Source organism: Streptomyces swartbergensis (assembly GCF_002148965.1).
GTDB classification, from domain to species: domain Bacteria; phylum Actinomycetota; class Actinomycetes; order Streptomycetales; family Streptomycetaceae; genus Streptomyces; species Streptomyces swartbergensis.
This window is the reverse complement of record NZ_NGFN01000627.1, coordinates 1-2,157: the sequence shown is the minus strand read 5'-3', so window position 1 is coordinate 2,157 and position 2,157 is coordinate 1. Positions and strand designations below refer to the sequence as shown.

Genomic DNA, 2,157 nt, shown 5'->3' with positions numbered 1-2,157 from the left:
GGTCTGCTCGGGCCGGGATGGTGGCGTCCCCTGCAGCCGTGAAGCTCTGCCGACCCGTAGCGTGTGCGCCCGTCACCTGGTCCAGGAGCTCGCCGGAGAGGTGGCGTGATGACCGAGAACCGGACCTGGTCGAAGAGCGGCAGCGGCCGTATCGACCATGCTCGATCACAAGCATTAGGTTCCTGAACGGAGGTTCGAGACGTGAGGTTACGAGAAACGACCGAGGGTGTGCGGATACCGGCGTACGTGCCGGGGTGTCCCGGTCCAAGGGGCATCGTTAGGCAGCACACCGTGACCGCCCCGGGAGGCACGGCCACGCACGCGAGGGCAGGAGGAGACCGGTGAGCGACCGCAGTGCGATCGAGTGGACCGAGGCGACCTGGAATCCGACGACCGGCTGCGACCGTGTCTCTCCTGGCTGCGACAACTGCTACGCCCTGACCTTGGCAAAGCGGCTGAAGGCGATGGGGGCGGAGAAATACCAGAACGACGGTGACCCCCGCACGTCCGGCCCAGGGTTCGATGTCACGCTGCACCCGGATGCTCTGAACGTTCCCTACGGGTGGAAGAGTCCGCGCACGGTGTTCGTGAACTCGATGTCCGACCTGTTTCACGCGCGGGTGCCGCTCGATTTCGTCCGCCAGGTCTTCCAGGTCATGGCCGACACCCCGCAGCACACCTACCAGGTCCTCACCAAGCGGGCCCGGCGCCTGCGACAAATCGCTCCCAAGCTCGACTGGCCAGACAACGTCTGGATGGGCGTCTCGGTGGAGACCGAGAAGGAGCTGGCGCGCGTGGACGATCTGCGTGAAGTCCCCTCGGCTGTACGGTTCCTGTCCTGCGAGCCGCTGCTGGGTCCACTGGCTGGCCTGCGCCTGGACGGCATTCACTGGGTGATCGCCGGCGGCGAGTCCGGCCCCGGGCACCGGGCTCTGGACGAAGCCTGGGTCACCCAGATCCGCGACACCTGCCAGGACGCCGGCGTCGCCTTCTTCTTCAAGCAGTGGGGCGGGCGCACCCCCAAGGCCGGCGGCCGGCTCCTGGAGGGCCGGACCTGGGACCAGATGCCGCTGCCGGTCGCGGCCTGACCGATCTGTTCGTTGTGGCCGGGCACGGTCAGGCCCGGCCACACATCAGGCCGCGAGGTTGCCGGGATACAGGGTGATCTCCCGGGTCTTCTTCACACCCACGCCGTTGCTGGGCGTCCCGCCCTGCTCGTGCAGACGTTGTACCGCTTTTCGCACCACCGGCTCGGTGATCTGCCCGTAGAAGGCCCCGAAGACCTCCAGCGTGTGGTCGACGAGCTTGACCGGCCGCCGGGTCCGCGCCAGCAGCCTCGCCAGGTTCTCAGCGATCTCCGGCACCGCCTTGGCCTCGACCTCCTTCGGATCCGGGCGCGTCACCGAGGCCACGGAGAACAGTGCGTCGTCCTCTTCACGCTCCTCCAGCGTCTCCCACCACGTTGCCCGGGCCCGGGCAACGGTGTCGCCGAAAACCCACAGCCCATACGGGCTACGGGTGGCGAACACCAGCCGGTACACGGCCCGCTTGCGCGGCGAGTGGGAGACCGGCACCGACTGCACAAGCATCCCGGTACGCCGCTCCAGACGGCGGGCGTACTCGGCCGCCACCGCCTCGATCGCATCCTCGGCCGCGCCGTCCTGGTGACGGGAAGCCACCGCATCGGCGAAGTACTCCCGCCACCAGGTCCCGCCGCACACGTCGTCGAACCGCTGCAGCGACTTCTCGTTGCCCTTCGGGGAGCGGACGTGTCCGCCCAGACGCCACACGGCCATCATGCTGAAGTTCATCAGCAGCTCAGTCGGAGGCCACTTCTGCGGACGCTTACGCGCGAGGACATCGACAAGTCGGTCCTGCGGCAGAACAAGCCCGCACGGGTCCAGGAAGAGAAACAGCGGCTCCCGGACAGCCCGCTGAACGACCTGGTCAAGAACACCGTCGACCTCACCGCGATGAGCGTGCGCCCGGACACTGCGAGCCAGGTAGTGCTGGACGACCTCGTGTAAACGGTCGAACGACTTCGCCTGAGGCTCGGAGAAGAAGCACTCCAACGTGAGCCCGGGCTTATGGCGCAGGGACGAAGCGACCTTCAGCGCGATCTCCGCAGACGCCGGATCGCCGTTCTCATAGCGGCCC

General features: G+C 67.5%; 2 protein-coding genes. One reads left to right on the top strand and one right to left on the bottom strand.

Annotation, left to right across the window (positions count from 1 at the left end; genetic code table 11):
• Positions 1-341: 341 nt before the first annotated feature.
• Positions 342-1,088 carry a DUF5131 family protein gene (locus tag CA983_RS42990; RefSeq protein ID WP_053673011.1) on the top strand — a complete coding sequence of 249 codons (747 nt, stop codon included), beginning with the start codon at positions 342-344 and terminating at the stop codon, positions 1,086-1,088.
• Positions 1,089-1,133: 45 nt separating this feature from the next.
• Here the strand turns inward: CA983_RS42990 and tcmP are convergent.
• On the bottom strand, positions 1,134-2,157 hold a 1,024-nt coding region (gene tcmP, locus CA983_RS42985), incomplete at its 5' end, for a three-Cys-motif partner protein TcmP (protein ID WP_143645805.1).